Source organism: Vibrio sp. 10N.261.51.F11, from assembly GCF_041471665.1.
Lineage (GTDB): Bacteria > Pseudomonadota > Gammaproteobacteria > Enterobacterales > Vibrionaceae > Vibrio > Vibrio crassostreae_C.
The window spans coordinates 264,548-290,725 of sequence record NZ_JBFROW010000025.1 but is presented as its reverse complement, the minus strand read 5'-3'; the positions used below and the strand labels follow the sequence as shown (position 1 = coordinate 290,725).

15 protein-coding genes are annotated in these 26,178 nt (G+C 45.9%); 6 read left to right on the top strand and 9 right to left on the bottom strand.

From position 1 onward, the window contains the following. Positions 1-195: 195 nt before the first annotated feature. Positions 196-1,269 (bottom strand): LacI family DNA-binding transcriptional regulator, encoded by a 1,074-nt coding sequence (locus tag AB4351_RS09470; RefSeq protein ID WP_102398363.1) that lies wholly within the window; start codon positions 1,267-1,269, stop codon positions 196-198. Positions 1,270-1,517: 248 nt separating this feature from the next. Here AB4351_RS09470 and AB4351_RS09465 point away from each other — a divergent pair, with 248 nt between their 5' ends. Both AB4351_RS09465 and AB4351_RS09460 read left to right on the top strand, forming a co-directional pair. Beyond that, positions 1,518-3,620 carry an alpha-galactosidase gene (locus tag AB4351_RS09465; protein WP_372074641.1) on the top strand — a complete coding sequence of 701 codons (2,103 nt, stop codon included), beginning with the start codon at positions 1,518-1,520 and terminating at the stop codon, positions 3,618-3,620. Between the two features lie 102 nt (positions 3,621-3,722). Beyond that, the gene (locus AB4351_RS09460; RefSeq protein WP_372074643.1) at positions 3,723-5,417 is read left to right on the top strand and encodes a solute:sodium symporter family transporter; all 1,695 of its coding nucleotides are present in this window, start codon (positions 3,723-3,725) and stop codon (positions 5,415-5,417) included. 93 nt (positions 5,418-5,510) lie between these two features. Here the strand turns inward: AB4351_RS09460 and AB4351_RS09455 are convergent, their stop codons facing one another. Both AB4351_RS09455 and AB4351_RS09450 read right to left on the bottom strand, forming a co-directional pair. Further along, positions 5,511-6,851 carry an MATE family efflux transporter gene (locus AB4351_RS09455; RefSeq protein WP_372074645.1) on the bottom strand — a complete coding sequence of 447 codons (1,341 nt, stop codon included), beginning with the start codon at positions 6,849-6,851 and terminating at the stop codon, positions 5,511-5,513. Between the two features lie 278 nt (positions 6,852-7,129). After that, on the bottom strand, positions 7,130-8,212 hold the full coding sequence (locus tag AB4351_RS09450; protein ID WP_372074647.1) for an ABC transporter ATP-binding protein: 1,083 nt from the start codon (positions 8,210-8,212) through the stop codon (positions 7,130-7,132). A 296-nt stretch (positions 8,213-8,508) separates the two neighbouring features. On the opposite strand from AB4351_RS09450, the gene AB4351_RS09445 reads away from it, so the two are divergent. From AB4351_RS09445 to AB4351_RS09430, 4 genes are all read left to right on the top strand, one after another. Continuing rightward, positions 8,509-9,429: a carbohydrate ABC transporter permease gene (locus AB4351_RS09445; RefSeq protein WP_050619981.1), complete on the top strand. Its 921-nt coding sequence runs from the start codon at positions 8,509-8,511 to the stop codon at positions 9,427-9,429. Then, entirely contained in the window at positions 9,429-10,280 is an 852-nt protein-coding gene (locus AB4351_RS09440) for a carbohydrate ABC transporter permease (protein ID WP_050644910.1), read from the top strand. The genes AB4351_RS09445 and AB4351_RS09440 overlap by 1 nt, the downstream gene beginning before the upstream one ends. Before the next feature lie 177 nt (positions 10,281-10,457). After that, on the top strand, positions 10,458-11,684 hold the full coding sequence (locus AB4351_RS09435; protein ID WP_050619979.1) for an ABC transporter substrate-binding protein: 1,227 nt from the start codon (positions 10,458-10,460) through the stop codon (positions 11,682-11,684). Between the two features lie 161 nt (positions 11,685-11,845). Further along, a complete protein-coding gene (locus AB4351_RS09430) occupies positions 11,846-14,962 on the top strand; it encodes a beta-galactosidase (RefSeq protein ID WP_372125713.1) in 3,117 nt (1,038 codons plus the stop codon). A 175-nt stretch (positions 14,963-15,137) separates the two neighbouring features. Here the strand turns inward: AB4351_RS09430 and ygjK are convergent, their stop codons facing one another. From ygjK to ebgA, 6 genes are all read right to left on the bottom strand, one after another. After that, positions 15,138-17,531 (bottom strand): alpha-glucosidase, encoded by a 2,394-nt coding sequence (gene ygjK, locus AB4351_RS09425; RefSeq protein ID WP_372125711.1) that lies wholly within the window; start codon positions 17,529-17,531, stop codon positions 15,138-15,140. A 15-nt stretch (positions 17,532-17,546) separates the two neighbouring features. Further along, positions 17,547-18,611, bottom strand: coding sequence for a protein YgjJ (gene ygjJ / locus AB4351_RS09420; protein WP_372125709.1), 1,065 nt, complete (start codon positions 18,609-18,611; stop codon positions 17,547-17,549). 406 nt (positions 18,612-19,017) lie between these two features. Continuing rightward, on the bottom strand, positions 19,018-20,451 hold the full coding sequence (locus AB4351_RS09415; RefSeq protein ID WP_136973741.1) for an amino acid permease: 1,434 nt from the start codon (positions 20,449-20,451) through the stop codon (positions 19,018-19,020). Between the two features lie 572 nt (positions 20,452-21,023). Beyond that, entirely contained in the window at positions 21,024-22,448 is a 1,425-nt protein-coding gene (locus AB4351_RS09410) for an amino acid permease (protein ID WP_102319938.1), read from the bottom strand. A gap of 142 nt (positions 22,449-22,590) precedes the next feature. Continuing rightward, positions 22,591-23,043, bottom strand: coding sequence for a beta-galactosidase subunit beta (locus AB4351_RS09405; protein ID WP_017066026.1), 453 nt, complete (start codon positions 23,041-23,043; stop codon positions 22,591-22,593). Between the two features lie 3 nt (positions 23,044-23,046). Continuing rightward, a complete protein-coding gene (gene ebgA, locus AB4351_RS09400) occupies positions 23,047-26,178 on the bottom strand; it encodes a beta-galactosidase subunit alpha (RefSeq protein WP_372125707.1) in 3,132 nt (1,043 codons plus the stop codon).

Here is a 26,178-nt window from a genome sequence, read left to right as displayed (position 1 = left end):
TTTTAGAAAAATCCGGTTTATTATAAGAACCCGACTATACTTAATTTACGACTCAAGGCAGTCGTAAAGAATAGGCTTTTTGATTTACCTAAGTAAAAAAATTGGTTATATCCTCATGATATAGCTTAAAAATCTACCAGGCTAAACGGACTTAGTTGGTCTTAAAAGCGCTAGCTCCCCCTAGCGCTTTTTCTTTTATGTCGATTCTGGCAAAAGGGTCTGAATTCTTTTCAGCAGTTGCTCGATCTCTTGTTTTTCATAGTGAGCCGTCACCTTAGGTTGGCTGCTTTCTCTTGGGAGTAATGCAGTTTCGATATGGTGCTGCAGTAAAGCATCTTGTGAGTTAGCGTTGAGCTTCTCTGCAAGTACCACAGCTTGTCGACCAATCGTGGTGAAGTCTTGTTTGATGGTGGTCAGTGGTGGATTAAAAAACGCACTGTCCTCGATGCCATCAAAGCCGACGACCGCAACCTTGTCAGGGACTGGAATCTGCAGTTCTTGCAGTGCGCGTAAAACCCCTAATGCCATTTGATCACTGGCGACCAACACAGCATCAAATGGGATTTGTTTCGCAACGGCGTCTCGAATGCCAAGGTAGCCACTTTCCGCTTGCCAGTTTCCTTGATGTTGAAACTGTACCTGACAGTTTGCATCTGATAGCACACCCAACCAACTCTGAAGACGGATTTGTGAGGCACTGGATTCGTTAGGCCCGCTGATCAACAAGTATTCAGAGCGACCATTTTCAATAAGATGCTGAGCCGCCAGCTTTGCGCCCTCGGCGTGATCGCCGCATATATAGTTAACTTGGCTGTTAGAAGGGACATCAATGAAGATGAGGTTCAAGTGTTGATATTGTTCTACCAGCAATTCGGCGTCTGCACTCTTTAAAGGCACATTGAGAATGATGCTGTCGACCTGTTGAGCCATCAGTTCACGAATAGCCTCACGGGTGTTCGCGAGATTAGGCTCGGAAACAACAGAGAAAGCGACGCCATAACCCATATCATGAGCCTGCATTCGCACGCCATTGGCGATCATTGCTGCGCCATGCAGTGCCATATCGAGCGTGACTAAACCAACGCTGGTGGACTTGGCTCGACTGAGCATTTGAGCACCTTTATTGGGTACATAACCCAGTTGCTTTATGGCGGCGTTAACCTTGTTGCGGGTGGATTCCGCGACGTCTTGTGAGCCATTGGTTACTCGAGATACTGTCTGGGTAGATACCCCTGCCAGTTTTGCTACGTCTTTGAAGGTGATACTCATCGCTCTGCTCATCGAATATTTTAGAGTGAAATAATCCTACCGAAATTTACCAAACTAAACTCTGCTCACTCTCAAATAAATGTCTTTTAAAACATTAAAAATGTTTCCGGAAACAGTCGATCTTGTGCAAATTTTTCGAATATTAAAGCCAATTTACATCACGATTTTGTGGGTTTTGGATACTAATCTGGCGTGATGGGTTCACTATTATTTCTATATTATGTTTACGAAAACAATAGAGATTAGTAATGAACGAATTTATTCACTTAAAGAGTAAAAACCATAGTTTGATCATTAAATCAGGGCGTGTTCCAGAGGTTTTGCATTGGGGGGCAAAGATCGCAAGTATTGATGAAGATCTTCTGCTTTCGACAGAAAGACCGATTTCTCAAGCTCGACTTGATGTGGATGTGCCACTTTCTCTTTGCCCTGAGTTAGGCAGTGGACACTTTAACGCTCCAGGCATTGAAGGTCACAGAGAAGGGCGTGATTGGGCTCCTGTCTTTAAGACCGTTCGTTACGATGCTCAAGATCAAGAGGCGTGTTTTTTCCTTGAAGACAAGGTTGCTCAACTGAACCTTAAGGTAGAGATTAAGCTGGATTTCGAATCTGACGTCGTCCAAAAGCGTGTAACCGTCACCAATAAAGGCAGCAATAAATACTACTTGAACAAGCTTTCTTCAACGCTGCCATTGCCGAATCATGCTAACGAGCTTATGACGTTCCATGGCCGTTGGTGTCATGAGTTCCAAACGCAACGTCAGCGTTTTGAACACGGCGGCTTCATGCAAGAGAACCGTCGCGGTCGTACTTCACATGAAAACTTCCCTGGCATGTTTGCAGGCACTCAAGGGTTCTCAGAGCAGAACGGCTTGGTGTGGGGCTTCCATTTAGGTTGGAGTGGTAACCACCAAATGCGCGCTGATGTACGTAGTGATGGCCGCCGCTTTGTACAAGCGGGAGAGTTATTGCTAGCGGGTGAATCGATTCTAGAACCAGAGGCAACTTACCAGACACCTTGGCTCTATGGCTGTTACAGCAATTCTGGTTTGAACGGTATTGCTCAACGTTTTCAGCAGTTTGTTCGTGACAACATTATTCAATTCCCTACCGATAAACCTCGCCCAGTGCACTTGAATACTTGGGAGGGTATCTACTTCGACCATAAACCGGAATACATTATGCGGATGGCAACGGAAGCCAGCGCGATGGGTGTTGAACGATTCATTATTGATGATGGTTGGTTTATTGGTCGTGATGGTGAACGAACGGCATTAGGCGATTGGTACCTCGATGAAGTGAAATACCCAAATGGCTTAGAACCTGTGATTGAACACGTTAACCAACAGGGGATGGAGTTCGGGTTGTGGGTTGAACCTGAGATGGTCAGCCAAGACTCAAACCTATACCGTAACCACCCTGATTGGGTGCTTGGTTTGCAAGGTTATCATCAACCCTCTGGTCGTTGGCAGTATGTTTTAGACTTGCAGAATGAAGCGTGTTTTGACTACTTGTTCTCTCGCCTTGATACGCTTCTGACTACGTACAATATCGGCTACTTTAAGTGGGATATGAACCGTGAATTAGTTCAGCCGGGCCACCAAGGTAAGGCGGCGGTGCATGGTCAAACTCAAGCCTTGTATCGTCTCGTTGATCAACTGAATCAAGCACACCATAAGGTCGAGATTGAATCTTGCTCATCAGGCGGTGGTCGCATTGATTTTGAAATCCTTAAAAGAACACATCGATTCTGGGCATCCGATTGTAACGATGCATTGGAACGACAAGCCATTCAAAAAGGCATGAGCTACTTCTTCCCACCAGAAGTTATGGGTGCGCACATTGGCCCTGCTGAGTGCCATTCAACCAATCGTCGTCACAGTATCAATATGCGTGGTGTCACCGCTTTGATGGGGCACATGGGCGTTGAACTTGACCCGGTTAAAGAGTCGCAACAAGAGAAGCAAGCTTTCTCTCACTACATCTCTCTGCATAAGGAGTTCCGCCATATTTTGCACTCAGGTCGTAGTTTCCGCATGGATCCCGCGGACAAAAACCAGAACATCTATGGGGTGCAGAATGATGATGAAATGCTGATCACCGTGTGTCAGTTGGCCATGCCTGAATACGCTCTGCCATCACCACTTCGTATTAGCTGCGTGGAAGACAGTGCGCTGTATCAAGTGAAGTTAGTGGAGATGCCACAAACCAGTTTCCAACTCATGAAGCAACGCCCTCAATGGTTAGATAAAACTCTGACTTTAAGCGGCGATAACCTCAAAGAGATTGGATTGACCTTACCTATTCTCGACCCAGAGTCTGCCTTGATTGTGCATCTAAAAAAGATGTGAATCTCTGACTCTGAGTACCCCTACAAATAAAAATCTAAATATAAAAATTATAATCGGCAGCGAGGTATTGCTGCCGCAATAACTCAACTTAAGGAAAACAAAATGTCTATTACCGTTCTGTTGTCATTTTTGTTATTTACTGGGTTTGTAGTCGCGTTTACCTACAACAAAGTGAAAAATGACAAAAACACCTCACAAGATGGTTTCTTTCTTGGCGGAAGAAGCTTAACCGGTGGCTTAATTGCCAGCTCACTTATCTTAACGAACTTGAGTGCCACCAGTTTCGTGGGCATGAGCGCACAATCTTACACCCACAACATGAGTGTCATGGGTTGGGAAGTGGCTTCTGGTGTCACCTTGGTGATTATTGCTTTAATGTTAGTTCCTCGTTATTTGAAACAAGGTATCACCACCATTCCTGATTTCTTAGAAAGCCGCTACGACATGTCGGTGAAGAAGTTTGTGACGTTACTTTTCTTGTGCCAATACGTGATCAACATTTTGCCTACCACACTTTACGCGGGCGCTGTTGTTTTGGGTGAAATCTTCGATGTTCAGGCCCTGCTAAATATTTCAGAGTTTAGTTCAATTGCACTGATTTCGGCGACGATTGGTCTACTTGGCTTCTTTTACGCGATTTATGGTGGCCTAAAGGCGGTTGTAATTGCAGATACCATTAATGGTGTAGGCTTGATTGTCGGCGGCATGATGATCCCTGTATTTGGTTTAATGGTGTTGGGCGAGGGGAGTTTCGGTGCTGGCTTAGATATTCTGCTTTATGCCGCGCCAGAGAAGCTTCAATCGGTGGGTACAGAAACCGATCCACTGCCGTTCTCAACATTGTTCACAGGTCTGCTTTTGGTGAACTTGTATTACTGGGGTACTGACCAATCTATCATTCAACGCGCATTGGGTGCTAAGAACCTGAAAGAAGGTCAGAAAGGTGTAATCCTTGCCGGTGCGATTAAGGTCATCTCTCCGCTGTTTTTGATCATTCCGGGTATCATTGCTTTCCATATGTTTGGCGCTGATGCGGGTAATCCAGACACCATGTACACCCGTTTAGTTAATGAAGTTTTGCCTAAGCCGCTAGTGGGCTTCTTCGTTGCGGTGATGTTTGGTGCGATTTTGAGTACCTTTAATGGTGTGTTGAACAGCTCAACGACTCTGTTTGCATTGAACGTGTATAAGCCGCTATTCGGACAAGGTAAAACCGATGAAGAGCTAGTGGGTAAAGGGCGTATTTTTGGTGTCGTGATTGCGATTATCTCGGTATGTATCGCACCATTCATCATGTACGCACCAGAAGGTTTGTTCCAATATCTACAAATGGTGGCAGGTTTCTTCAGTGTGCCAATCTTCACTATCGTGTTTGTCGGCTATATCTCTAAACGTGTACCAGCTGTAGCGGCGAAAGTGGCGTTGGTGGTGTTTGTAAGTTCTTACGCTGCAATGCAGTTGGTGTTCAAAACTCCGATTCACTTCCTACATCAATTAGCGATTCTGTTCGTGGTATGTACCGCGTTGATGTTCATCATTGGTTACTTTATGCCGCGTGAGTCTGAGTACGTGATACCAGTCAATGAGAATATTGATGTGACACCTTGGGAGTTCCGTTTCGAGGCTTCGGCTATTATTCTTTACATGGTTCTTGGTGCTTACGTTATGTTCTCGGATGTGGGTTTTGTATCGGACGATCCAACCATCATGCAAGTTTATGGCGTGTGTGGCATTGTTATGTTGCTCGGTATTTTTGGACGACTAGCAAAGCGAAAGAAAGCACTTGCGACCGCGTAGATGAGTTCGGGTAATTAAAAACGAAAACGCCGCTCTTTGGAAATAGGAGCGGCGTTTTTCGATCTTGTGAAGATAAATGGAAGGCTAAAAAGTCTAAAAAGAGAATCGAGTCCATTTCTTAGCTCGCCAGCGATAGGCCATGATGATTCCACGGAACCATTCGTCCATCGCGATTGCCATCCAAGCACCCAATACGCCATAACCCCAATGCACGCCAAGCAAATAGCTCATGGCAACCCCAATGCCCCACATGCTGAGAATGCCCATTTTGATCGGGAATTTAATGTCGCCAGCAGCCTTTAGACAAGAGATAAAGATAAGGTTAAATACTCGTCCAGCTTCAAGAATGATGGAACCTGCAATCAGTGCCGCCGTTAGCGCAATGATCTCTGGATCTTGCGTGAACAGATCGAGAATTCTGAAACGGAACACATACACCATGCAGGTGATCGCGGTTGACGCGATAAAGCCAACCACAAAGTAACGTTGCACGCGCTTGGTAATCTCGTCGATCCAACCCTTACCAATGTAATAGCCTGTTTGGATTTGGCTGCCTTGACCAATCGCCAGTGCAAACGCAAAAGAGAGGCGAGCGATGTTTTGTGCGTAAGTAAACGCTGCCAGTGAAGAGGTGCCCATCTGCACCACAAAGAAGGTAATGCTGATCTGAGCCATGTTATAAGAGAGCACTTCTCCTGCATTCATCGAACCGATCTTAATGATTTTTTGATAGATGGCTTTCGGCACAGATTTAAACTGCTTCACTGGTAGATCAATCCCTTTGCTTCTGACCACACCAATCAAGATCAACATCCCTATCATTTGGCTAATGACGGTCGCGGTCGCAACCCCTTGCACGCCGTATACAGGCAAACCAAACGGTTGATATAAGGCGCAGTAGTTACCGAATACGTTGATAACGCCTGTAATCATGTTGATCACCATCGGTGACTTTGAATAGCCATGACTGCGCAAAATAGTGGTGAGAACCACACCTATGGTTACATTGAAGGTGAGAGCGCCACTGATGAACAGGTATTCTTGCGCGTACTGTTCAACTTGAGGTTCGAGTTGATAGAGCGGGATAAAATATTCAGCAACAAGAACGGCAATCACACTCAGTAGCACACCGGCAATAATGGCCAGAATGATGCTCGCTACGCCCACGTGAGCGCTCTCTTGAGTGCGAGAGGCACCATTGTATTGCGCGATTAAAATACCCGTACCACTGCTGACCATGGTCGAGACAATGATCAGGAAAAAGGATATCTGAGAAATAACACCAACGGCAGACACGGCTTTGTCCGAGTATCCCGATAACATGAATACATCACTGGTGTTGAGTGCGGTTCTTAAAAGAACTTCGATAAAAATTGGCCAGGTGAGCGCAACGATTCCCATACGTTTATTTAGGGTGGAATCAGCATTAGGCATTTAGGTTTTCTCAAAAAAGGGGTAGGCGACACTATAGTTTAGCGATTATTTAGTAAACGACTATCAAATTAATGTCCGGAAGGCTAATAAGGATAAATAAAATTCGAATAAGTCTTCATAACCCAATATTTCAGTGAGAGTGATGAAATTTTTGAGTGGGATTTCATAGACATTTAGAGGAACAGAATGGAAGCAAGTGGTTGCTTGAAACGAACGGAAAGTGAGTTTGAAAAGTGGCAAAGCTAGCGACATCGAGCTAGCTCTACCGTTTTTAAAGTCTAGTTAATTCGTTGCCCTTGATCATCGAATAGGTGGTAATCTTTTGAGGAGAAACTCAGTTCAAGCGATTGGTATCGAGTCACCTCTTGGTCTCCTGGTAGGTGCACCTTAAAGCTATCCACGCCACAAGACTGGCCAAACATATAAGTGCTGTTCCCTAGTCGCTCGACCACCTCACTTTGAAATTCAATGGTGATATCGGAGCCGCTGTTAATCTCTAAATGTTCAGGTCGAATGCCCAGCGTGATGCTTTGTCCCTCTTTTAATCCATCACTTGGTAAGGGGAGGGTAATTTGGCTGACACCGTTAACAGCGAGTTGGGCGTACGTTTCTGAGGTGCTGTTAACAACACACGGTAAGAAATTCATTTTCGGTGAGCCAATAAAGCCAGCCACAAATTCATTTTGTGGAGAGTGGTATAGATCGAGTGGAGAACCGACTTGTTCAACACGACCATCTCTTAATACCACGATCTTGTCTGCAAGCGTCATGGCTTCGACTTGATCGTGCGTGACATAAATCATGGTATTTTGCAGATCTTGGTGCAATTTGGCGATTTGTAAGCGCATATCGACGCGAAGTTCAGCATCGAGGTTCGAGAGCGGTTCATCGAATAAGAATACGCGAGGGTTGCGAACTATTGCTCGGCCGATCGCTACACGTTGACGCTGCCCACCCGAGAGCTCCTTTGGTTTACGTTTCAATAAAGGTTCTAGTTGGAGCGTCTTTGCCGCACTGGTGACTTGCTTTTCAACGACTTCCTTCGCTACGCCATTCATTTTCAGGCCAAAGCCCATGTTTTCTTCCACGGTCATGTGTGGGTAGAGTGCGTAGGATTGAAATACCATCGCGACACCACGCTCAGCAGGATCGACATCGTTAACAAGATCGTCTCCAATATGAATCTCGCCTTCAGTGATTTCTTCTAAGCCAGCAACTAAGCGTAAGAGGGTTGATTTTCCGCAACCTGATGGTCCAACGAATACGACGAATTCGCCATTATTTATTTCTAGATCAACACCATGGATGGTCTGTATATCACCATATCGTTTGATGACCTTTTTTAAGCTGATATCAGCCATGCTCTCTCCTTGCTTCGTTGGACTACATCTCTTTGCCTTTAAAACATACGCTTTCATCAGAAATTTGTTAGGTGCCTCGCATGATTTATTGATCATTGTCATATAAATCCCGCGATCTATACTGATTTTTGTGAAAACGTTTACATAAATAAAACATAACTGTGCGTAATGTTATCAATAAGCCTAATATTTGAACGTAATCATTATAAATGCTGAGCTACTGATTGGGATTTATAAATTCAGATGGAAGTTAACCAAGTAGTAAACCAAGCTTTCAATACAAGGAATTTTGGGAAATGGAGCAATCTGTGAAAACGATATACCCAGAAAATCGCACCCCATCAGCGAAGAAGAAAAGGCGCATCAGTTCCAAGGTCTCGCCTTGGCTGTTCTTGGCACCAGCCATCGCTATCTTCTCTCTCTATGTTATCTATCCCATATTGGACAGTATTTGGCTGAGCTTCTTTGAATGGGATGGATTAGGTGAAAAGGAGTGGGTGGGGCTTGAGAACTACCGTGAGCTTTTTGACTCAGATGCTTTTTATACTTCGTTAACGAATAACTTCCTTTGGTTGATCTTTTTTATGCTTGCGCCACCCTGTGGCTTGGCGATTGCCCTTTTCCTCAACCAACAAGTGAAAGGCATTCGTGTCGTAAAATCTCTGTTTTTCTTCCCATTCGTTATTTCTCAAGTGGTGGTAGGCCTCGTATTTGCTTGGTTCTATGACCCCTCTTTTGGCCTTTTCAATATTGCACTCGGGTCGCTTGGCTTCGAGCCAATTTCGATACTTGCTGATGAAGACTATGTGACCTATGGAATCATCGCTGCCGGCTTATGGCCTCAGATCTCTTATTGCATGATCTTATATTTAACGGGGCTGAATAACCTCGATCCTGAGCAGTTAGAAGCGGCTCGACTTGATGGTGCAAAGAAGTGGCGCATGTTGTGGTATGTGGTGCTTCCACAGTTAAGACCGGCGACTTTTATCGCCGTGGTTGTCACCGTGATTGGTGCTCTGCGTTCATTTGATTTAGTGGCGACCATGACGGCAGGCGGCCCTTGGGGCAGCTCGACAGTACTTGCGTACCAGATGTATGAAGAGTCTATTTTTAACTATCGAATGGGTTATGGTGCAGCGGTCTCTGTGGTGCTATTTCTGATTATGGATATCTATATCGCTTACTTCTTGTGGCGCATGTTAAGGAGTGAAAAATAATGTTTCCGCAACCAATTCAAAAAGCCGGTCGCTTTACTAATATCAGCTATCGAGTCGCGTTACCTATCTCGATCGTGATGTGGTTATTACCACTTATCGCCGTAATGATGACCTCGATTCGTTCGATGGAAGACATCAACAAAGGTAACTACTGGGGCTGGCCGAGTGAGATTCAGTTCATTGAAAACTACACTCAAGTATTTACCTCGACGTCGATGGGGCAGTACCTCATCAATAGTTTGATCATCACATTGCCAGCGGTTGCTGGTGCCGTGGCGTTATCTACGCTGGCTGGTTATGCCTTGGCTAAATACAACTTCAAAGCCAATGTGTGGATTTTTGCGATGTTTATCGCGGGTAACTTTGTTCCGTTCCAAATTCTGATGATTCCAGTCCGTGATTTAACGATTGGACTCGGTTTATACGACACTCACTGGGCATTGATTTTTTTCCATATCGCTTTCCAAGCCGGTTTTTGTACCTTGTTCATGCGTAACTTTATTGTCGGGATCCCTGATGCCCTGATCGAAGCAGCGCGTGTTGAAGGGGTGAGTGAATGGAAAATATTCTGGCATGTCGTACTCCCTCTGGTTCGCCCTGCTTTAGCGGCGTTAGCCGTATTGGTGTTTACCTTTATTTGGAACGATTTCTTCTGGGCTCTAGTTCTGGTTCAGAGTGATGACGTTCGTCCTGTAACTGCGGGTTTGAGCTCACTTCAAGGCCAATGGCTGGCGTCTTGGCAGTTTATGTCGGCGGGTGCAGTGGTCGCGGCTATCCCACCGGTAGTGCTGTTCTTTACCATGCAAAAGCACTTTATCGCAGGCCTGACATTGGGTGCGACTAAAGGGTAAATCACGAGATAAGAATCGATACACGAATCTAGCAATAGCGACGGCTTTAAATCGTTATTGCTATCGATATCCCAAATGGATGAATCATTAAAGAGAAACTAAAACACGAACAACCCTACGAGATAAAACAATAAGAATTGGACTTAGAGAGCTTAGCTCCATAACAAGGACCTCAATATGAAATACGTGAAACATATCGCTGCCAGTGCAGTGCTCGCTGCCTCCATGTCTGCAACATCGTTTGCAGGGACACTCGTTATCAACTCAGATGCTTCTGATCCTGCGCCAAAAGAGGCGTGGGGTGAGATCATTAACCGCTTTGAAAAAGAAAACCCAGATATTACGGTGAAGTACAACTTGTACGATCACGAGTCGTATAAAACAACGATTCGTAATTGGTTGGTCACTTCCCCGCCGGATGTGGTTTTTTGGTATGCGGGCAACCGAATGAAAGCCTTTGTTGACCGTGGCCTGTTTGAGGATGTCAGTGATATTTGGGCTGACAACAACATGAAGCAAGACTTTGCGGCTGCCGCGCCTGCGATGACAGTACAAGGCAAGCAGTTTGGTGTGCCGTACACGTATTATCAATGGGGTATCTACTACCGCAAAGACATCTTTGAGCAATATGGAATTGCGGAGCCGAAAACGTGGGAAGATTTGAAATCTGCGTCTGCAACACTTAAAGAAAATGGTGTAGCGCCGTTTGCGATTGGTACCAAGTACCTTTGGACTGCTGCTGGTTGGTTTGATTATATCAACATGCGTACTAACGGCTTGGATTTTCATATTCAGTTAATGGAAGGCAAAGTGCCTTACTCTGATGAGCGAGTGAAGAAAACCTTCGCTAATTGGGCGGAGTTAGTTGAACCTGGTTACTTCCTAGAAAACCACGCGTCTTATTCATGGCAAGAAGCTCAACCTTTCTTGTACAACGGTAAAGCGGCTATGTACCTGATGGGGAACTTCATCACGCCTAACTTCCCTGCTGAGTTAGATGGCAAGATGGATTTCTTCCAGTTCCCGGTGATCGACCCAAGTATTCCTATGTCTGAAGATGCGCCAATGGATACGCTGCACATACCTTCAAAAGCGAAAAACAAAGAAGATGCTCGTAAGTTCCTAGAGTTTGTTGCTCGCGCTGAAAACCAGCAGCTGATCAATGAGATGCTATTACAGATCCCAACCAACAACAAAGCTAAGGCGAAGTCTGACCCGTTCTTAGACAAAGGCGTCGCGATGTTGGCATCCAGTGATGGTACGGCTCAATTCTATGACCGAGACACCGACCCTGCGATGGCAAAAGAAGGCATGAAAGGCTTCCAAGAGTTTATGGTTCACCCTGAACGAATCGATAAAATATTGAAAAAACTCGATAAAGTGAGCAAGCGTACCTTTAAGTAACATTTCAATAGCCGCAGCTGTTCTGGCTGCGGCTTTTTTTCTTCTCTTAAGGGATTATTGCAAGAGCTGTTTAGTTGGCGTTCGTAATGTTTGAACGCAATGAGGCGCTGAGCATCACTTGCAATGGTTCACGTTAAACGGCTTTTGGTAAGGAACACGTCATGAGAACTTTCTCTCAAATCATCTCTGCCCGTGAGTGGGAAAATCAACACATCACCCATCATAATGTTGTTGAGGCTCATGCTCCTTTAAATAGTTACACCTCGTTGGTTGAGGCTATGACGAAGAACTCGTCGAGCACTATGTCTCTCAATGGGACTTGGAAGTTTCAGCTGTTCGATTCACCAGAGTTGGTTTGCGAAGAGGTAGTATCGGAACATTTTGATGATTCTTCATGGAAGTCGATTTCAGTGCCAAGCAACTGGCAGATGCAAGGCTTTGATAAACCGATCTATACCAATGTGAAATATCCTTTCGCTGATAACCCTCCCTTCGTCCCTAGCGATAATCCGACAGGGCTCTACCGAACGCGTTTTAACTGCACGGAACCGGAGTTATTAGATACCCATAGGCTGACCTTCGACGGCGTGAATTCTGCATTTCATTTGTGGTGCAACGGCAAGTGGGTTGGCTATTCGCAAGACAGTCGATTACCGGCTGAATTTGACGTGTCTGAATACTTGCAAGCGGGCGAGAACACGCTGGTAGTGATGGTGCTGCGTTGGTCTGATGGTTCTTATCTTGAAGACCAAGACATGTGGTGGCTCAGCGGCATATTCCGTGATGTGACTTTATTGAGAAAGCCCAAGGTCGCAATCGAGGATGTTGGTATTGATACTCAGCTAGATGCTTGCTATCGCGATGCGGTTTTAAATATTTCTACGCAAATAACCAAGCACAGCAATGATGTAGAAAGCTGCTATAAGCTGAAAGCTGAACTTTATGATGCTCAAGGACAGTTGGTTTTCGAACCTCAAATCGTGGGTTTTGGTGAGCGTTATGTCGATGAAAAAGGGCCGTGGTCTGAAGTCGCAGAACACCGCATTTCAGTGGTGAACCCGAACAAGTGGAGTGCCGAGTCACCCTACTTATATCGCTGTGTGGTGTCATTGCTCGATGAACATGACGAGCTAATCGATTGTGAGGCTTACGATGTCGGCTTTCGAAGTGTTGAAATTACCGATAGTTTGCTAAAAGTTAACGGAAAACCGTTGCTGATTCGTGGCGTCAATCGTCATGAACATCACCCTGAATTGGGGCACACCATGACTCGAGAGGGGATGATTCAAGACATCAAACTGCTCAAACAAAATAACTTCAATGCCGTTAGAACCGCTCATTATCCGAATCATCCATTGTGGTATGAACTATGTGATGAGTATGGTCTGTATCTGGTTGATGAAGCGAATGTGGAAACTCATGGTCAATTTCCGATGTGCCGTTTATCCGATGATGCGTCATGGTTGAATGCGTACATGAGACGAATGACAAGGCTGGTGGAGCGCGATAAAAACCACGCCAGCGTGATCATTTGGTCGCTGGGTAATGAATCGGGTATTGGTCGCAATCACCATGCGATGTATCAATGGGTGAAACAAACTGATCCAACACGTCCCGTTCAGTATGAAGGTGGCGGGGCAGATACAGCAGCGACAGACATTTTATGTCCTATGTATGCGCGGGTTGATTGGGATTTACCTGTGGTTGAGAGTCAACCTGAGGTGACACCTCGCGTGGGTATTCGTAAAGCTATCGCTCTACCAAACGAGCATCGTCCTCTTATTCTCTGTGAGTACGCCCATGCAATGGGGAACAGTCTCGGTAGCTTTGATAAATACTGGCAGGCGTTTAGAGACAACCCAAGATTACAGGGCGGATTTATCTGGGATTGGGTCGATCAAGGGATCACCAAAACCGATTCGAGCGGCAAACAATATTGGGGCTATGGTGGTGATTTCGGCGACGAGATTAATGATCGCCAGTTCTGCATTAATGGTTTGGTATTCCCAGACAGGACGGTGCACCCAACGCTACATGAAGTGAAAAAAGCACAGCAGTTTTATCAATTCAAGCTGGTTTCTGCATCACCACTGGTGATTGAGATTGCTAGTGAGTATTTATTTGATTCAGAGTCTGTCGAAACGCTTAATTGGAATATAACTCAAGATGGAATTGTTCAATGTCATGGCAGTATTGAACTGTTTGTTGAAGCTCAATCCAGTGTGCAGATTGAGCTTGATGGTGTAACTATTCCGAAGACGGCCAACGTACTTAATTACCTTAATCTCGAAGTGGTATTAAACACCAATACTGCATGGGCGGATAAAGGTCATGTGACGGCGATTGAACAGCTTAGCTTACCGACTCAACCGCAATTGATGTTGGATGCTAACCTTTCACAATACCCACCGAAAGTGACTGAAACCGATATGCTGCTGACGGTGATTGGTGATGCTTATCAAGTAGAGTTCGACAGATTGTCTGGGACATTAGAAAGCTGGAAAATCAAAGGGGTGGAACAACTTGCTAGTGGCCTTCGAGATAACTTTTATCGTGCACCATTAGACAACGATATCGGTGTCAGTGAAGCAAACCGTGTAGACCCCAATTCATGGATCGCACGCTGGCAGGCGATGAGGTTAGATAGGCTCACTCCAGAGTGCATCGAATTTTCATCCATCACTCAGAAAAATAGGGTGTCGGTGACTGCAAGAATTGCCCACACGGTGGAAGATCAGGTTCGTTTGTTGTCGACTTGGCAATACCAATTATTTGCCGATGGTGAGGTCAAATTAGATGTGGATGTTCAAGCGGCGAAAGGTTTGCCGTCTCTGCCACGAGTCGGATTTGAGTTTGCTTTGAAGCATGTGCCTGATGGGGTGGAATGGTTTGGTCGTGGGCCACACGAAAACTACCCAGATCGAAAGATGTCCGCACATATGGGGCTATATCAGCAAAGTATTGAACAAATGCATACCCCGTATATTTTCCCTTCTGATTGCGGCTTACGTTGTGATGTTCGTGAGGCAAAAGTGGGTGCATTCGAATTGCAAGGAGACTTCCATTTCTCAGTCAGTCGTTTTGGGTTACAGCAGCTACAGAAGGCAAAACATATTTGTGACTTAACCGAACAAGAACAGCTGTTTGTTTATGTCGATGGCTTCCATATGGGGGTTGGCGGTGATGACTCGTGGACGCCAAGTGTCCATGATGAATTCAAATTATTGAAAGAGCATTACCATTATCAGGTGCGCTTCCATTGTGGTGATAAAGGCTAACGTGCAGCGAATTGAGTAAAAGGATCATAGTAGGCCAAATGATCTAAATGCTTGTTTTTTTCGCTTATTTGGCTTCAAGTATAAAAAAGGCACTCAGCGAGATACTGAGTGCCAAAGCTGGAAATTTATGAGGTTATCTTTTCATTGAATTCCAGAAGACAGGTATAGGTTTGATTTACTCTGCGTCAGTAAAGAAATCGTTGTACAGCATGTACAGGTGAGCCGCACTCCAAGAGAAGTTTGGTGCGCCTTGTTGTTCACCGTTCAATGGGTTGTAGTTCTCACGGATAGGACCGTCTTGCACCAAGCCATCGGCGTGGTCGAAGAATGCGCCTGCCATTTCAATCGCATCGTCACGGTAGCCGTAGCTGTCCATACCTTTTAGGCCGAAGTAGAACTGGTCTACCCATACACGTCCACGCCAGTAAATATCTGGGCCAAATGCAGGGCTAGAAAGCGCCGCTGTGCCTAGTGGAACGTAGGTATTGAACTCTTCTGTATCTTTCATTACAGAGACAACTGCATCAGCGTTAGCTTGAGTGGCAGCAGCATTGAACAATGGTGACCAACCTTCAGGGCCTTTACCTCGCTCTACAATCGGTTTACCTGCACAGCCGTTGGCTAGTGGTTTGTCTTCGATACGAATGTCGTAGAAGAAGTTAGTGCCTTCGTCGAACATACAAGTGTTGATGTAGTTCGATAGGTGTTCAGCCTTTTCACGGAACTCTTTCGCTTCTGCGTCTTTACCAAGAATGTCAGCCATCTCTGCTAGGTACTTGTTATCGCTGTACATATAGCTTGCTTGGTCGACAGATTCTTGCAGCAATGAATAGCCAAGCAAAGTGCCGTCTTCAGCGCGGTTTTGAGCGAACTCAACATCCCAATCGCTGCGCTTACCACCGTTTGCAACGTATGCGTCTAGCTGGTCTTTATCAATGAAGCCAAATGCGGCTGCATCGTCACGGCCTGATTCCCAAGATGCAGCCGTTTGTGCGGGGCTCTCGATGTAATCGTAGTTGCCTTCTGCTACCACTTTATCCAGTGCTGCTTGTCCTACAACTGTTTCGTGCTTATCGCCACGAACCACGGTGAAGTACATTTCACCTTCAGGTGTGTTGTGTGCTTTGTCACGAGCAGCGCCATACTCTGGAACGCCATTGCCGTTGTTGTCACGGTTGCGTAGCCACCAATCATGGTATGCCACTAGTTTTGGATACATCTCTTGTAGCCAAGCTTCGTCGCTTGTGGTTTTGTAGACTTCCATTACTGCCCATGCTGCTAGGCTTGGTTTGGTATTACGTTCATTCCAGTTACCGCCATCGCCGCCACGTTCTGGACTTAGGTTGTAAGCGAGTAGATCGGGCACGTAACCTTCATCCCAAGGACGAACGGCATCGTCAGCCTGAATTTGGTAAGCGAACATCGCGCGGATGTTATCTTTCGCTACATCTGGGTTGAAGTGAGCCATTGCGTAGGCTTGCTTCCATGTGTCCCAAGGCCAAGTTTGGTTGCCCGAGAACCAACGCGCCGTCACGGATGGTGTCACAGAGTCAAACTCCATCGCACCTGCAGCGCCACGCCAGTTACCGTTTAGGGTTTCCATCGCTTTAACCGCAACACGCTCTTGCTCTGGTGTCGCGTTCGGGTTGGTTAAACCCATCTCAAGATAGCCTTCCCAACGTTCTGCTGATGCGGCTAAGAAGTCGGTAGGGTTTGCCATGATCTTTTTGATTTTAGGCTGTTCCGCTTGCGCTTCTTCTGCCGTTAGAACATGCGAGTATGTGGTGTAGATAGTCGTCGATGCTTCAATGTTTGCCGTTGAAGTAAACGCTAAACCATCAACCGTGGTTTTCGTTGGAATCGACTTGTGAACTTGGTATTCAGACTCACCAGAAGTCAGTAGATCCCATGTCGAACGAACCTTACCGAAGGTCACCTTTAGGCCATCGTCGGTAGCGACGATTTGACGGTCATACTCAGGGTAAGTTTCAGCGATTGTTTTGTCGGTTTGTGCCACGCCTTCTTTGGCGTGCGTCTTTTCTAGCAGTTCACCATCCCACACTAATTCAACCGGTGAGTCGGTAGTGATTTTTGTTTCTAGCAGAGAGGTACGGTTTGAAGCAAAACGCATCGTCATTTCTACGGTCACATCGTCAGATTTTAGCGTCTGAACCAATGCGCCCGGTAGGCTATAAGCTTCCATAGTGAAAGCCACTTTTTTGCCGTCTTTGAACACGCTTAGGCGGTCGAAGTTATCAGCCATGAAGTTGATATATTCTTCGGTAAGCAGTGCTGTACCTGGGAATCCGCCCATGCCTTCTGCACTGTCTGGCAGCAGATGACCGTGCCATGCACCTAGGTCGAAGAATGGGTTAAAGCGTTGGTGGTCATCGAAGTCGTAGTCACGCATGTATTCAGGTGAGCCAGTACGGTCGATAACGTTCTTAAATTCGTTGGCTTGCAGTTGCTCTGTGTCAGAGCCTGAGCCAGAGATTGAGTTTGAAGCACAACCAGTAACGACAAGGGCTGCACCGATAGCGAGAGCTGCGAATGATTTATTCAGTTTCATGATCAATTCCTGTTATTACCAGTAGAAGTATTGCATTGCGAACACCTGAGCGTCGCCGATTTCAGTGTCGCTGCCTACGCCAAAGCGGCTATCGAAAGCAGTCGCAAACGCGCCGTTGCCGTATTCATACCAAACGCCAGCATTGATGTAAGAGGTGATTTCTTTGTCGCCATTGTCACCGTCAAAGTTTGCGTAGTTGTAGGCTGCAGATAGGTAAACGCCTTGTGCCGCTTCGTACCATGCACTGGTTTGAATACCAGACTCGCTACCGAAAGACTCTTGGTTGCCTTTATCTGTATCGAGCCAAACACGAGTGGCGAAGTTTTTGTACTCAGCACCCAATAGCAATAGTTCACCACCATCGTTGTTACGAACTTCACCACCACCCATTAGGGTTAAGTCGTCGGTCAGATCGTATTGAAGGTAACCATTGACCATGGCGTTCTTATCTTTCCATTGGTCTGCGAAGCTGTCGTATTTACCGAAGTGAACAAGAGCATCGTCTTCCGAGAAGTCAGACTCTGGCGCGAAAGAAACGCTGTAGCGAAGCTTGCCTTCTAGGTTTTGAATCTTCACACCAAGGTGCACGTCTCGCGTGTTTGAGATCGCGTAGCCGTATTCAACCGTAGGGTCACCCCACCATTGAACGTCATCTAATGAAGAGTCCATACGACCAATCATGAATTCTGTTTTGTTATCTGTGCGGTAGCCAGCGTAAAAGCGGTTGAAACCACCTTCAAAACCGCCCCAGCCGTGGCCCGTTGCCCAAGCATTGCCTTCGTCATCGGCTTGTACTGTCCAGCCCTCCATATAAGCAAGACCAAACCAATTACCGTGCTCGATAGCCAAGCCAGCTTCAATGTAAGTACCGTCTGCGTAGCGGCCTTTATCATCACCTTCGAGTGCCACGTGACCACCAAGGCCAAGCTCACCATAAAAGTTAAATAGGGTTTCAGTTTCTGTCTGAGGAGGCTGAGTATCACTGTGGTTTGCTGCGGACTCTTCCGCGTGGGCAGTGGTACTTAAGGCAGCAAGAATACAGCTTGTAATAAGAGTGTTTTTAGTAAAACTACTTTTCATTTTAATCACTTCTGTGTCGGGGTTATAAATGAAGGTTCGCAAGCAGTTCTGACTTCTAATATGGGGTGCTCTTCAAGGCGTATTGGTCAGGTTACTTACGATCGCAAAACCAATATTAATGATAATTTTGATGTTTAAAATTAATTAAGTTTAAAAGTGTGATCTATTTTTAGTAAATATTTACTTTGTTTTTATTTTGACTTTCAGTTGAATTTGCAGAGGTATGGCTAGGGTGATAGCTATTCAGTTGGTGAATTACTTTATAGGCGGTTCGATTGTTGACTCGAATGTCTTCTTTCTTGAAGGCTTTGGTGAAATTTAGGTGTTGAGTGGGAATGTACCGACAAATAAAAAGGCACTCACCAAATGTGAGTGCCTTAATTTTCAATCAGAATGTGGAGTCAAACTAAGCATTCGCCGCTTCAGGTTTTGCTTCTAGTTTCTTCTCTTCTGGAGATAAGCTTTTCTCGTATTGACCGTACTTCCACCATGCGTAGCCAAGGAAGATCACAATCCCGCCCACGTTGTAGAAGATGATGGTCATGATGTCTGCGCCCGTTGGGAAGGTTGATGCAAAGAAACCAACCGTAAAGATAGCGATAAGAATCGACACTGCGGTGATACCTACTCGGCGAGAACCCATGCGGAAGTCACGAGGTAGATGGTCAAGTTTTACACGTAGATGAAGGTAAGCAATCATGATGAACAGTGGTGGCAACATAGAGGCTGCGGCTGTCATATTGATGATGGTGCTCATTAAGTCTTGTACTGTATCGGACGCCAGTGTCGGAATGAACATCAGTGGAATCACAATCAAGAACTGAATCCAAGCCGCACGCTCTGGAACGCCTTGTTTGTTTAGAGCGACCGTTTTCTCACCGAAGATACCTTTAGGGATTTCAGAGAAGAAAATCTTAACCGGTGTTGCTGTCCACATCAGCAGAGAGCCCAGCATCGCCGTGAATGAAACCACACCAACGAAACGGTTCATCAAGATTTCAGACAGGCCAAAGTGTCTTGCTAGCCCTTCAAATACCTGAACTGAGCCGCCTGTGAATTTAAGCTCTTCACGCGAAACAAACACGTTTGCTAACACAGATCCTACCGAGTAAAGCGCACCGATGAAGATACCGGCAATGATGATGACTTTAACGAAAGACTTGTGACCGCCTTTGATGTCGTTAACGTAAACCGCGACCGATTCTGCACCGCCTGCCGCCATGAAGATCCAAGTGATTACGCCAAGGAATGCCCAGTTGAAGCTTGGTGTCATGGCTTCAATGGTGATTGGGTCAGCTGGCTCGATACCGCCTACCAAAGCACCGCCAGATAGCAAGATGTAAGACATCGTTAGCAGCAGCATCAGTGATGATGTTAGTGAGGTGATAGGGCCCAGTAATTTCGCACCGTTATTCGAGATATGAGTCGCGACCGCAAACAAAATAGTACTTAGAATTGCGGTGGTCATTGGCGTGAATATGTACTCAAAACCTAAGAACGCATACGACGCGTAAGCGATGATTCTAGGGAGCAGAGAGGTGAAGAAGAACAGGTTAACAAACCAGTAGGTGTAAGCTGAAATAAACGCCCAGCGGCCGCCTAGAGAGCTTTTAACCCAAGAGTAAACACCCGCTTCAGAGTCTTTATTCAGTGACACAAACTCTGCAACGATCAAACAAAATGGCACAAAGTAAAAGATGGTTGCTAGAAAGAACATCGGAGCTGAGGAAAGGCCGATCTCGATGTTGTTATTAATGATGTTATTGAAGCTGTATACCGCCGCGAAGGTCATAGACAGTAGGGCAAATTTGCCTATCGTACTGCGTTTATTTTCGGACATGATGTTCTCCGGTGAATCACGTTGATGATCGTTATAACTTGGTCCTAGAGAGGGAAGCTCTAGGCCGCACTTTTATTGTTATGTTGGTTTGGCAAACACCCGCTTTGTTTTGTCAGGGTTGGCTCATTGTTGTTTTTATAGATTTACGATCGGACTTCTTTGGGATTTTTTTCTTTGGTATTTCAGTAAACTTATTACCAAAACAAAGAGTTAAAGATTAAGAAGTTCATTGAAGAGATTGCTTGTTTCATGAGCGACGATTTATAAGGCGTGTAGGGGCTTTTTGTCGCTTTCTTTATATGAATCAGTTTGTCTCTTCAGCAAGAAGATTAAAGATTAAGCGGCGGGAAGTTAATCGAAATTGATCAAATATGTGACCTTGAGTAAATAAATTTAGTTAATGTTTTACCTTGGTTTTTATTTGAGTTTTATTACCTATTAATTGGTGTTTTCGTGAACTGAAACCTTGACGGAACGCCGTTTTTATTTTTGGGGTTTTTATTTTAATTATCTGATTTAAAACAAAAAAAGCGCCAATTAAGGCGCTTTTAACTAGATGTATAGATTCTGGATTACGACTGCTTAGCCGTTTCTAGCTTTGCTTCTTTACCTGCTTGCTTCTTTTCAAAGCGAGAGATCCACCACCATGCGATACCAGAGAATACCGCTGTCATGAAGACGTTGATGAAGAAGGCTTGAACAAGGTCAACACCTGTCGGGAATGCCGATGCTGTCATGCTCACAATGAAGATACCAATCAGTACCGATACTACTGCCATACCTTGAACTCGAGTACCCATGCGGAAATCACGCGGTGTGTCGTCGTGTTTCAAGCGGAATACAAAGTAGGCCACCATGATGAAGATTGGCGGTAGCATTGCGGTACCTGCTGTTAGATTGATTGCTGTATTCATCATGTCTTGTACAGATTCAGAGCCGAAGCCGTTCACCACAAGCATCACGAATACAAACGCGAACTGCCACCAAGCTGCACGTACTGGCACGCCGTGTTCGTTAAGCTCTGTTGTCTTCTCGCCGTAAACACCTTTAGGGATTTCAGAGAAGTGAATTTTTACTGGAGCTGCTGTCCACATCATCATCGAACCGAACATAGCAACGAATAGGATAATACCGACGAAGCGACCCGTTAGAGATTGTGAAATGTCGAAGTAGTTCGCCATACCTGTGAAGATTTCAACCATGCCGCCAGCGTAGGTCAGTTCATCACGAGCAACGAATACGTTTACTAGAAGAGAGCCCACTGCGTACATTGCGCCGATTGCGATACCTGCACCAATGATAACCTTGATGAAAGACTTGTGACCGCCCTTAACATCGTTTAGGTAAGCGGCTGCGGTTTCTGCACCACCGGCTGCTTGGAAGATCCAACACATGATACCTAGCGTTGCCCAGTTGATGGTCGGTGTCATTGCTTCAAGCGTGATTGGTTCTACTGGCTCATGGTTGCTGCCCAGTGCCATTAGTGCACCGATAACGTAGATTGCAAACAGAGCGAATACACCGTAGGCCACGATCTCGGCAATCTTACCTAGCCAGCTCGCGCCTTTGGTTGAGATGTGAGTTGCTGCAGCAAACAGAGCAATCGAGATAGCCGATGTGACGACTGGCGAGAAGGCGTATTCATAGCCCAACATCGCGTAAGACGCATAGGCGATTACGTTTGGTAGCAGGGATACAAACCAGAAAAGGTTTACGAACCAGTATAGGAAGGAACCTAGGTAGGCTGCTTTTGAGCCTAGTGGTTTTTTTAGCCAGTCATACATGCCTGACTCAGAATTTTTATTTGCTGATACGAATTCAGCAATGATGAACACGAACGGAATGAAGTAAATAAGGGTCGCGAGCAAAAAGATAGGGGCTGAACTCAATCCCAATTCGATGTTGTTGTTTACAATGTTGCGAACGTTAAATACCGCTGCAAATGTCATGGAGAGTAGGGCAAATTTGCCTAACTTACCGCGTACAGATTCAGACATAGTGTCCTCCAAGGAATCACGTAATTATAGTCGTTATTTCTCAATGCTTCCTTGTAGGGAAGAAGCATTGAGGCTTTGTTCAGCATGTTGGAGCCTTGAACGGCAAGGCTCGATACATACTGTGAATAGATAGCGTTATTGTTTATTTATTGAGGAAGTAACCGTCTTCAATGGTCACTTTCAGTACCACTTTTCGAACTCGGTTATCACCGTGGAAACGGTAAGCCTGATTGTTGTCAAAGATCGCCACTTGGCCTTCAGCTAGCTCACGAGTTTCACCGTTCCCCATTAGGTGTTCGCGGTCGGTTTCATCGCTATAAGCTTGGATCTGCTCTAGCTCTGATTTCGCTGCGAATTCAACCGTTTCACGGCCTTCTAGGTAGTAGTGCACGTCGAAGTAACGACGATTACCGGTGAAGTTTTCTGTGTTACGAGCCACACCGTCTTCAATCATGTAAGCCAGTGAATCACCAATTGAATACATCACGCCATCTTTGATGTTTCCGATGTTTTCAATCGCTTCTACACAGCGTTGCCATTTACGACCATCGCGGTAGACGACTTTAAATTGTTCTAAGTTCTCTAAAACGATCATCGCTTATGCCTCGTTCAGTTGTGGTTGAGCTTTTGGTGCATTCACCGTAAAAAACTCATCGCCAAAGTTGTGATTGATTAGGTGCTGCGCATCGCAATCGCCTGCTTGGAATGGAATCAGAGTTAAACCGTAGCGGAACTCGTCCATGTAAACGCGGTAAGAATCGAGCACTTCGCTGCCCCAAGAGTTAGAGCCTAAGCCCATCACTTGGTGATCTAGGTTTAACGTGATGTAACCGCTTTTCTCTAGCTCAATGGTGTGTTGTGCTTGGTGCAGGTTTTGGTTGGTGTAGAACCATGCGCTGAAGTTGATTTCTTGCTGTGGTTTTACTGCAATACCATTACCCGCGCGGCTTGAAAGCGCAGCCCAACGAACGTGTTGGCGGTTGCCGTTGTTCTGTGGGAACGGGTAGTTCTCGAACATGTCTGCAACGGTTGATTGGTACACATCAATCATGTTGGCTTGCTTGCTGTCTTGGTAGTTCTCTTCAGGGCCGCGTCCGTAATATTGGACTTGGTCGAAGTCGCCGTTGATGCCCATATCAAAACCAATCACAGGAATTACATGAGGGTACTCACCGTAACGTTCGCCGCTTAGCTCAACGTTCAATTGGCCTTCAGCATTAACTTGGTAGCGATATTCACAACGCATGCCGAAATCGAATACTGGTGGAGCAATGATGCTGGTGGTGGTGATCTCTACCTTGCCATTTACCTGTTCAACGTTAACGCATTCAAGGTCAATGCTACGGAAGTGCTCCTGCATAATTTGCAAGTGTGCAGGCTCCCAGTAACCATCGTGCTCTTGTTTATGGTTATCGATCATTGGCTTGAAGAAGTTGATTCGTGGTTCTGACTTAATCATCTCTTCGCCATTGACCAACCATGACGTCAGCTTGCCGTTCACTTTCGAGAAGTTCAGTGCGAAGTTGTGGCCTTTGATTAGGTAAGCTAAACGAGACTCTTCCACATTCAGTGCTGTCGCATTGTTGTTAGTGAAGGCTTCTAGCTGTGCTGTGTTCTCTTTCACTTGGAATTGATACACCGCGATGTCGTGGTTCGCTTCGCTGTAAGGCGTACGAGAATCCTTGCGCACGGTAAAGTTCACAAACACTTCGCGCTCATCAAGTTGTGGCAAGTTAAGTGTCAGTTCACGGCTCGAGTTTTCTGCCAGTTCTTCAATCTTGATGTGTTGCACAGCAATGGTTTCACCTTCAGCACGGATTTCCGCAGTGATGGTGTAGTCATCGATGTTTGAGAACCAAAGTTTGTTGTCTACTGTGAAGGTGCCGTCTTCAGCATTGAAGTCACGGATCTTCACTGGTGCGATAACCTGCTTGTACTCTTTTAAGCCTGGCCCCGGTGTTTGGTCTGGGTAGATCAAACCGTCCATGCAGAAGTTGTAGTTGTTCGGGTAGTCACCGTAGTCACCGCCGTACTTATAGAACTCAGTACCCGCTTCATCACGCGCTAGAATGCCGTGGTCACACCATTCCCAAACGTAGTGACCTTGAATTGCATCGTGCTTGTAGAACACGTTTTGGTATTCGGTTAAGCCACCTGGGCCATTACCCATTGCGTGTGCGTATTCACAGATAATGCGTGGTTTTTCGTGTGGGAATTCACCGAAGGCATTCATCAGTTGAGCACGTGAGTACATGGTTGAAATGATGTCGACCACTTCAGCATCGCGGTCTTCTTCATAGTGAACCAAGCGGGTGTCATCAATCGCTTTTGCCGCATCGTACATAGAGCGGATATTGCAGCCGTAGCCTGATTCGTTACCTAAAGACCACATGATGATAGAAGGGTGGTTCTTTTGAGCGTGGATATGACGTTCGATACGTTCAACAAACACCGCTTCCCATGCAGCATCGTTAGTGATGCGGCTTAGGTCACCAACGTTAGCAAAGCCGTGTGTTTCAACATCGGTTTCGCCCATAACGAATAGGCCATAAATATCACACAGTTCGTAGAAGCGTGGGTCGTTCGGGTAGTGCGCCGTGCGTACTGAGTTGATGTTGTGCTGCTTCATCAACACTAAGTCTTTCTCTACGCGATCCATGCCAACCGCACGACCTTTTAGGTGGTCGTTGTCGTGACGGTTTACACCGTGCAGCATCACGTATTTGTTGTTGATGTAGAACAGACCATCGCGAACTTTAATGTCGCGGAAACCAACGCGCTGTGGAATCACTTCCAACACCTTGCCGTCACCATCTTTCAGCGTAAGCAACAGTTGGTAAAGGTATGGGTTTTCAGCATTCCATTGAACAGGGTTCACGACATCGATAGAGAATTGAGTGTTCGCATTGCCGCCAGTCTGTTGGTTAGGAACAGTTAAGTTATCTACTGAGCCTTGGGAGATAACTTGGCTGCCATCGAGCAATGCGTACTCAAGAGTTGCGTTAGTCGCTGCTGCTAGGTTTTCTAGAGCAACGTTGCACGAAAGGGTCGCGCTTTGGTAAGCGTCGTCAAAATCAGTACGAACCATTAGGTCTTGAACGTGAAGTTGTTCTTTACCAACAAGGTAAACATCACGGAAGATGCCGCCCGTCCACCACATGTCTTGGTCTTCAATGTAGGTAGAGTCGGCCCACTGCATCACACGAATAGAAAGTAGGTTGTTGCCTGCTTTTACCTGGCTAGAGATATCGAACTCAGCGGTTAGGCGGCTGCCCTTGCTGAAGCCCACGTACTCGCCGTTTACGTAAACTTCGAAGTAAGTTTCAACGCCATCAAATTTGATGATGGTTTGTTTCTCGTCCCAGCTTTCGCCAAGGAAGAAAGAGCGTTGGTATGCGCCGGTTGGGTTGTCTGATGGTACGAAAGGCACATCAATTGGGAATGGGAAACCTTCATCTGTGTATTGAAGATCGCCGTGGCCTTCCATTTGCCACATGTTTGGAACCGTGATGTTGCCCCAGTCGCTCATTTCCTGAGAATAAAACTCTTCAGGAACCAATAGCGGATTGGTGAAGTAGCTGAAATTCCATTGGCCACTCAATAGTTGGAAGTGGCTGCTCAGTTCACGCTGAAACGTTTTTGCATTTTTTTCTGATGCGTATGAGAAGAAGTATGCACGCGGTGCTATACGGTTCTCATGTAAGTTCAGGAAGTTTTCCCAGTTGTTCAC